This window comes from Amycolatopsis sp. NPDC054798, assembly GCF_053611505.1.
In genome coordinates this window covers 31,151-38,633 of sequence record NZ_JBSHAM010000076.1, presented here as the reverse complement: position 1 = coordinate 38,633, position 7,483 = coordinate 31,151, and the positions used below count along the sequence as shown (strand labels likewise).

Annotated in this window: 7 protein-coding genes; 4 read left to right on the top strand and 3 right to left on the bottom strand. The window is 71.4% G+C overall.

The window, feature by feature from the left end; all coding sequences use genetic code 11:
• Positions 1-265 precede the first annotated feature (265 nt).
• Together ACWGIC_RS34165 and ACWGIC_RS34160 are read right to left on the bottom strand one after the other, a co-directional pair.
• A complete protein-coding gene (locus ACWGIC_RS34165; RefSeq protein ID WP_452080048.1) occupies positions 266-1,945 on the bottom strand; it encodes a YibE/F family protein in 1,680 nt (559 codons plus the stop codon).
• Between the two features lie 218 nt (positions 1,946-2,163).
• Complete coding sequence (locus ACWGIC_RS34160) at positions 2,164-3,141, bottom strand: GlxA family transcriptional regulator (protein WP_452080047.1); 978 nt, start codon at positions 3,139-3,141, stop codon at positions 2,164-2,166.
• Between the two features lie 98 nt (positions 3,142-3,239).
• Here ACWGIC_RS34160 and ACWGIC_RS34155 point away from each other — a divergent pair, with 98 nt between their 5' ends.
• From ACWGIC_RS34155 to ACWGIC_RS34145, 3 genes are all read left to right on the top strand, one after another.
• A complete protein-coding gene (locus ACWGIC_RS34155; protein ID WP_452080046.1) occupies positions 3,240-3,938 on the top strand; it encodes a DJ-1/PfpI family protein in 699 nt (232 codons plus the stop codon).
• Positions 3,939-4,013: 75 nt separating this feature from the next.
• Positions 4,014-4,364, top strand: a complete 351-nt coding sequence (locus tag ACWGIC_RS34150; RefSeq protein WP_452080045.1) for an STAS domain-containing protein — start codon at positions 4,014-4,016, stop codon at positions 4,362-4,364.
• 61 nt (positions 4,365-4,425) lie between these two features.
• Entirely contained in the window at positions 4,426-4,794 is a 369-nt protein-coding gene (locus tag ACWGIC_RS34145) for an SPW repeat protein (protein WP_452080044.1), read from the top strand.
• A gap of 2 nt (positions 4,795-4,796) precedes the next feature.
• Here the strand turns inward: ACWGIC_RS34145 and ACWGIC_RS34140 are convergent, their stop codons facing one another.
• Positions 4,797-5,543, bottom strand: a complete 747-nt coding sequence (locus ACWGIC_RS34140) for an SRPBCC family protein (protein WP_452080043.1) — start codon at positions 5,541-5,543, stop codon at positions 4,797-4,799.
• Positions 5,544-5,670: 127 nt separating this feature from the next.
• Here ACWGIC_RS34140 and ACWGIC_RS34135 point away from each other — a divergent pair, with 127 nt between their 5' ends.
• Complete coding sequence (locus ACWGIC_RS34135) at positions 5,671-7,419, top strand: pyruvate dehydrogenase (protein WP_452080042.1); 1,749 nt, start codon at positions 5,671-5,673, stop codon at positions 7,417-7,419.
• Positions 7,420-7,483: the final 64 nt, after the last annotated feature.

Here is a 7,483-nt window from a genome sequence, read left to right as displayed (position 1 = left end):
GAGCGGCGGGAGGGGCCTTCGGCCTGTCCCGCCGCTCAGCCCAAACGTCGGCGCGATCCCGCCGTTACGGTCGAGTTGAGGGGAGTGGCGGGCGGGGAAGCGGCTCAGGGGGCGTCTACGCGGATGCGGAGAGGCGGCGGGTCAGGTGCAGCGGTGATTCGGGCCCGGCCAGGACGGTTGAGAACACGGAGGCCCTCCTTGGGGGCGGGAGTCGCGGTCTTCGTACCGCATTCGCGACGGTTGCGCCGGGCTGGGGGGCGGGGTGTTACTGGTGTGGTTTGGCGGGGGTGGTGGTGTTGATGAGGTGTTCTACTGGTTCGCGGGCGGCGATCAAGGCTGCGAGGACTGTTGTTACTGGGACTGCGGCGACGATGCCTACTGAGCCGGCCAGTGTTCGGATGATTTCGGCTGCGATGTCTTCGCTGCCTAGCAGTGCGCCTAGGCCGACGCCGGAGATGGCGGAGTAGAGCATTACCGGCAGGGCGGCTCCGGCGTAGGCCATCACCAGAGTGTTCACGGCGGAACCGACGTGGTCGCGGCCGATTCGCAGGCCCGAGCTGTACAGCTCGCGCCAGCTGAGCGAGGGGTTCGCGCGTCGCAGTTCCCATACTGCGCTGGTCTGGGTGATCGTTACGTCGTCTAGTACGCCCAGTGCGCCGATCACGATGCCTGCCAGCAGCAGGCCGCGGGCGTCGATGCCGTGGCCGAGTGAGGCGATCAGCGTCGTGGTGCTGTCGTCGAGGCCGGTGAGGGACGCGGCGGCGGAGAAGATGGCCGACAGGATTCCGATCAGGGCGAGGCTGACCAAGGTGCCCAGTACGGCGACCGAGGTTCTCGCGGACAGGCCGTGCGTCAGATAGAGCGCGAGGAACATGATCGCGCCCGCTCCGGCGATCGCCACCACCAGCGGGTTCTCCCCGGCGAGAATCGCGGGCAGCACGAAAAGCACGATCACCACGAAACTCAGCACCAGCGCGACCAGCGCGGCCAGGCCCTGCCAGCGGCCGAGCACGAGCACGGCGACCGCGAACAGCGCGGCGAGCAGCACCAGCGGTGTGCCGCGCTGGAAATCGACGAGCGTGAACGACTGCGGATCGAGCGGATTGCCGCCGTTGTAGGCCAGCACGACCTTGTCGCCCGCGGAGAACCGCGGCGTGCTCGGCTCGATCGGCACGGTCAGCCGCACCGGCTTCCCGGCCGCCGGGCCGTCGCTCATCTGAAGATCGACGGTGAGACACGGTTTCGCGTCCGGCTCCGGCTGCGAGCCGACCTGCACCTGGCCGGGCTGCAGGCACGGGCCGGACGTCGCGGTCGTGATCGCCGCCTGGACCGGAGTGCCTTGCGGTACGGCGCTTTTCGGCAGCGAACTGCCCCACGGGTACAGCACGATCATGCCCACGACGGTGGCCAGGGCCAGCGGGGCGAGAAGCCAGATCAAGAGTTTGCGGACTCGTTGCGAAGCCGGGGCGGCCGGGCCGTGGCCGTGCCCATGACCGTGGCCGTGCCCGGTGGACGGCGGGAGTTCCTTGGCGGCAGCGGGTTTCGGAGTGTCCTTTTCGGACTGTGGCGGCCGGGCCGGGGGACGGCGGCGGGTGCCGGTCGGCGGAGTGTCGCCCGCGCGGCGGGGCAGCCGCAGTTCACCGGAGTGCGCGCCGCGGGAATCGGAGGCGCGTGGGTCGCCGCTGCGCGGGTGGCCCGGCTGTGCGGAGCGAGGGGCGCCGGGCTGGCCGGGCCGAGGGGAGGCCGCGCGCGGACGCCGAGGTTCGCCGGGCCGCTCGGCTCGCCGTCCCGGTTCGCCGGTGCGCCCGGGGGAGCCGGACCGGTCAGCCGGACGTCCGGGCTCGCCGGTGCGCTCGACTGGTCGTCCTGGGTCCCCGGATCGCTCAACGGGGCGTCCCGGTTCGCCCGACCGCTCAGGCGGCCGTCCGGGTTCGGCGCGGCGCACGCGGCGCGGGCCCTCCGGCCGGGCGCGCGGCGGAGACGCTGGGGGCGGCACGGCGGAGGACGGGGACGCGGGCTCGCCCGGCACGCGCGGGAGCGGGCCGGTGTCGTCGGGGTCCTGGTCGGGGTAGTCGTGCGGTGCCACGGCGGACATCCTGCCCTCCCGGCTCGCGGTTCACCCGTACCGGGTGGGGGACGAGGCGGGCGTATCCGGCGTTTCGTTCAGGCGTGAGCGGAACGCAGGTGCACCCGGCGGTAGGCCGAGGGAGGCGTGTCGAAATGGTCCAGAAACGCTTGCCGGAGCGTCTCGGTGGAGCCGAAACCGCAGCGTCGCGCGATCGCGGCGAGCGGGAGGTCGGTGCCGGACAGCAGGCGGGCGGCGTGTTCGGCGCGCACCGTCCGCACGTACTTCCCCGGGGTGGTGCCGAGATGGGCGTCGAACAGCCGGGTCAGCTGGCGGGTGCTGATGCCGGCCTGGTTCGCCAGCGCGGGCGCGCCGAGGTCGTCGGCGAGGTGCTCGGCGACGTACGCGGTGAGGTCGCGGACCTGCCGGTGCTCCGGCGGCGGACCGGCGAGGAACATGCTCACCTGCGCCTGGTTCCCGGGCCGCTGCAGGTAGGTGACCAGCGACCGGGCGGCCTCGCGGGCGAGCGTCGGGCCGTGGTCCTCCTCGACGAAGGCGAGGGTGAGGTCGAGCCCGCTGGTGACGCCCGCGGAGGTGTAGACGTCGCCGTGCCGCACGAAAAGCGGCACCGGGTCCACGGTCACCGACGGGTACTGCTCGGCGAGCCGCGCCGCGTGCGACCAGTGCGTGGTCGCCCGGCGGCCGCTCAGCAGCCCGGCCGCGGCGAGCACGGTCGCCCCGGTGCAGACCGACGCCGTGCGCTTGCTCAGCTGCGACAGCCGCCGCACGTGCGCGAGCAGCCGTTGGTCCTTGGCGGCGGCGAGGTGGCCGAGTCCGCCCGCGACGACGAACGTGTCGAGCGGGCCGCGGACCTGGTCGATCCGGACGTGCGGGGCGAGCGTGAGCCCGGACTGGCAAGCGAAGGGCAGCCCGTCGACGGTGGCGAGCCGGACGTCGTACGGGCGCGCCGCGCCGAGCCGGGTGGCGGCGTCGAAAACGTCGGATACGCAGGCGATGTCGAGCAGTTCGGCGTCGGGGTACCCGAGGATCACGACCTGCCGGGCGGTACTCGGCATGGCGGCACGGTAGCAGCTCGCCCGGCCGGAACAACCGGCTTCGCAGGATTTCGGACACGCGTGTCCCGGCCGGGCCGCGCGCCCGGGAGGGTGGCGGCATGACCCAGAAAACCTTCGCGTTCGTCGTCTACCCCGGCCTGACGGTGCTGGACCTGGTCGGACCGCTGCAGGCGATCACCGCCTACGCGGCGGCCGACCCCTCGGTCCGCGTGGCGGTCGTGGGCGAAACCCTGGAGACCACCGACACCGACACGCCGTTGCGGATCGCGCCGAGCCACACCTTCGACCAGGTCCCGGACCCGTCCTGGGTGCTGGTCCCCGGCGGTGGCGCGCCGACGCTGCGCGCGCTCGGCGACGAGGCGCTCATCGGCTACCTCCGGCAGGCCGCGACGTCCGCCGAGCTCATGACGTCCGTGTGCACCGGTTCGCTGCTGCTCGGCCAGGCTGGGCTGCTCGAAGGTCGCGAAGCGACCACGCACTGGACGTTCCTGGACGCCCTGCGCGTGTTCGGGGCCAAACCGGTCCGGCAGCGCTGGGCCGACAGCGGCCCGGTGATCACCGCGGCGGGGGTGTCCGCGGGCATCGACCTGGCATTGCACCTGGTGGAGCGGATGAGCGGAGCGGACGCCGCGCGGCTGGTCCAGTTCGGCATCGAATACGACCCGCAGCCGCCGCTCGGCCCGCTCGACTGGTCGCTCGTCCCCCGGGAGCAGATGCGGCCGTTCGTCGACTTCTCGATCCGGAACGGTCTCGCCGACCAGCCGGAGCTGCGCGAGAAGCTGCTCGCGCAGCTGTGACCCGCTCGTGAATTGCCCCACCCGGTCGGGGCGGGACGGTTTGCCGGCGCCGCGCGGGCGCGTACCGTTTCGCCAATGGGTGCTCGCGGGGCTGCCGGTCTCACCGTCTTCACCAGCCGCAGGGACGGCGACATCGTGCTGGTCACAGCGGCGGGCGAGATCGACGTCGCGTCGGTAGGACAGTTCCGATCCGCGCTGTCGGCCGCCTCCGGGGCGGGCGGGAAACTGGTCGTGGACCTTTCGCGGGTCGGCTATCTCAGCTGCGCCGGGCTGCGCGTGCTGGAAGAGACGAGCCGCGTCCGGCCCGCGCTTTCGGTGGTGGCCACCGGGCCGCTCGTGCTGCGTGCCTTCGCGGTGTCCGGGATCGAGGCCGCGGTGCCGGTGCGCCGCGGCCTGCGCGAGGCGTTCGCCGCCGCGGGGGCGTGAATCACCGGCCGGAATCTGGGTACCCGAGAGGGTGGAACCGAGATCTGCTGAGGTGATCCAGATGTCCACCAGCACGATGTCCGGCAAGACCGCGGTCTCCGGGGGTGCAGCGGGCTTCGCTGTGCTGGCCGGTCTGTACTTGATCGCCGCGCCGTGGCTGCTGCGGTTCGGCGGGGCCGCCGAACTCGCGGTGAGCAACACGGTGGCCGGGCTCGCGATCGTCGTTTTCGCTGCCATGCGGGCGCGCGATTCCGGTGCTCAGGCGCTGGCCTGGGTGCTGCCGGTGCTCGGGGCGTGGGCCGCGGTGTCCCCGTTCTTGCTGCGGTACGGCGACGAGACAGTGCCGTCGACCGGCGCGGTGATCGGCAACGTGATCGCCGGGGCCGTCGTGGCGGCCGGCGGGGCGGCGCTGCTGCTGCGCCGCCGCTGACGTCAGCCGAGCGCGTCGGCGAGCCAGCGGCTCCAGGTCGCGCTTTCGGCGGTCTCGTCGACGTCCGGGCGGAACAGGTGATGCCCGACCGCGATCGGCATGTTCAGCAACGACCGTTCGTGGAACCGGTAGAGGGCGTCCTCGGTGCGGACTCCGGCGTAGTTCGGGGTCGAGTAGTCGAGGACGCCCTCTACCGTTTCGCCGCCGACGGTGAACTGGACGGCTTGCCCGGCCGACGCGTCCTCGGGCAGGCCGAGCGCTGCCAGCAGTTTCGGCCACGCGTCCCGGCTCGCCGACGAGGCAGGGCCGTCCGCGGTCACGTACGTCGCGAAACGGCCGGGGAAGTGGGCCAGCAGTTCGGCGAGGGTGTGCAGGTACATCTCCCAGCCGACGGCGAAGGACTCGTGGTACTCGTCGTCCCAGCCGTCCTCGACGAACCCGCGGTGCACGAATCGCAGTACAGAAGTGCCGCCTTCGGCCGCTTCCACGAGGAATTCCATCGCGTCGAACGTGCCGTCCTCGGCCGCTTCGCCGCGATAGGCGAACTTGCGCGGCGGGTCCCACGCCGTGATCTCCGCCTCGGTGCGCATTTCGCCGAGGGTGAACCGGATCCGCTTGGCCGCGGCGTCGACCTCGTGGCGGCCCATGAACCACGAATCGATGCCGGGCCCGGTCGCCACGGCCTCCCAGACCGCCTCGGGCCCCGCGGGCAGCTGAACCTCTTTGCGCACCTCGAACTCGCGTGGCATGAGCGGCGGTCCTCCTCGTCGTCGGTCCTGATCACCGTGCCATTGACAACAATATCTGTCAATGCGGTGGCGGTTCGCCTGATCGGTGACAGACTGCGAAAGGACTCTCACGAAGGGACAGACGAGCATGGCGACGGTGGCCGACCAGTTGATCGACGTTCTGGTGCAATCCGGGGTGCGCCGGATCTACGGGGTGGTGGGCGACAGCCTCAACCCCGTGGTGGACGCGGTGCGCCGCACCGGCGGTTCGGCACGCGGCGGGATCGACTGGGTGCACGTGCGCAACGAAGAGGCGGGCGCGTTCGCCGCCGCGGCCGAGGCGCAGCTCACCGGGCGGCTCGCGGTGTGCGCGGGCAGCTGCGGCCCGGGCAATCTGCATCTGCTGCAAGGGGTTTACGACGCGCACCGCTCGGGAGCCCCGGTGCTCGCGATCGCCTCGCACATCCCGTCGACGCAGATCGGCACCGGGTTCTTCCAGGAAACGCATCCGCAGCAGCTGTTCGCCGAATGCTCGCACTACTGCGAGATGGTGAGCTCGCCCGAGCAGATGCCGCGGCTCGCGCGGATCGCGGTGCAGAACGCCGTCGGCCGCCGCGGGGCCGCGGTTCTGGTGCTGCCCGGCGACGTCTCGCACGAGACCGCCGCGCACGCCACCGGAGAGTCGGTGCCGCTCGGCAGCCCGCCCGCGGTGGTGCCCGCCGAGGCCGACGTCGCCCGTCTCGCCGACCGGATCGACCGGGCGGAGAAGGTGATGATCATGGCGGGCGCGGGGTGCCGGGACGCCCACGACGAGGTGCTCGCGCTCGCCGCCGCGGCCGGGGCTCCGGTCGGGCATTCGCTGCGGGGCAAGGAGTTCGTGCAGTACGACAACCCGTACGACGTCGGCATGAGCGGGCTGCTCGGCTACGGGGCCTGCTATGAGGCGATGCACGAGGCCGATCTGGTGCTGCTGCTGGGGACGGACTTCCCGTACGACAACTTCCTGCCGCAGCGCAACACCGTGCAGGTGGACATCGACCCGTCGCGGATGGGGCGTCGTTCGGCGCTGGAGTTCGGCGTGCAGGGGGACGTCGGGGCCACGATCCGGGCGGTGCTGCCGAAGCTGCGCGAGCGCAGCGACCGGTCGTTCCTGGACGCCATGCTGCGCAAGCACGAACGCGGGCTGCAGCGGGTGGTCGACGCTTACACGACCGAGGTGTCGAAGCACATCCCGCTGCATCCGGAGTACGTCGCCGACGTGCTCGACGAGGAAGCCGCCGACGACGCGGTGTTCACTGTGGACACCGGGATGTGCAATGTCTGGGCCGCCCGGTACGTCACGCCGAACGGACGGCGGCGGATCCTGGGATCGTTTGTGCACGGGAGCATGGCGAACGCGTTGCCGCACGCGATCGGGGCGCAGGCCGCGGCGCCGGGACGGCAGGTCGTGGCGATGTGCGGGGACGGCGGGCTCGCGATGCTGATGGGGGAGCTGCTGACGCTCAAGACGCACGCGTTGCCGGTCAAAGCGGTGGTGTTCAACAACTCTTCGCTTGGAATGGTGAAGCTGGAGATGCTCGTGGACGGGCTGCCGGAGTTCGGGACCGACCACGATCAGGTGGACTTCGCCGGGATTGCCCGGGCGGCTGGGCTGTATTCGCGGCGGGTGGAGAAGCCGGGGGAGGTTCGGGACGGGATCCGGGACGTTCTGGCGCATGACGGGCCCGCGGTGCTGGACGTGGTGACTGATCCCAATGCGTTGTCTATTCCGCCGAATATTACTGCGGCGCAGGTTCGGGGGTTTGCGTTGGCGGCCAGCAAGACTGTGTTGAGCGGGGGAGTGGGGAAGATGCTGGAGTTGGCCAAGTCTAATTTGCGGAATATTCCTCGGCTGTGAAGTTGGGCTGTTTGGTGGTGGGGGTCGGGCTTTAGGGGATGTGGTGCGGTGGGGCACCCCGAAG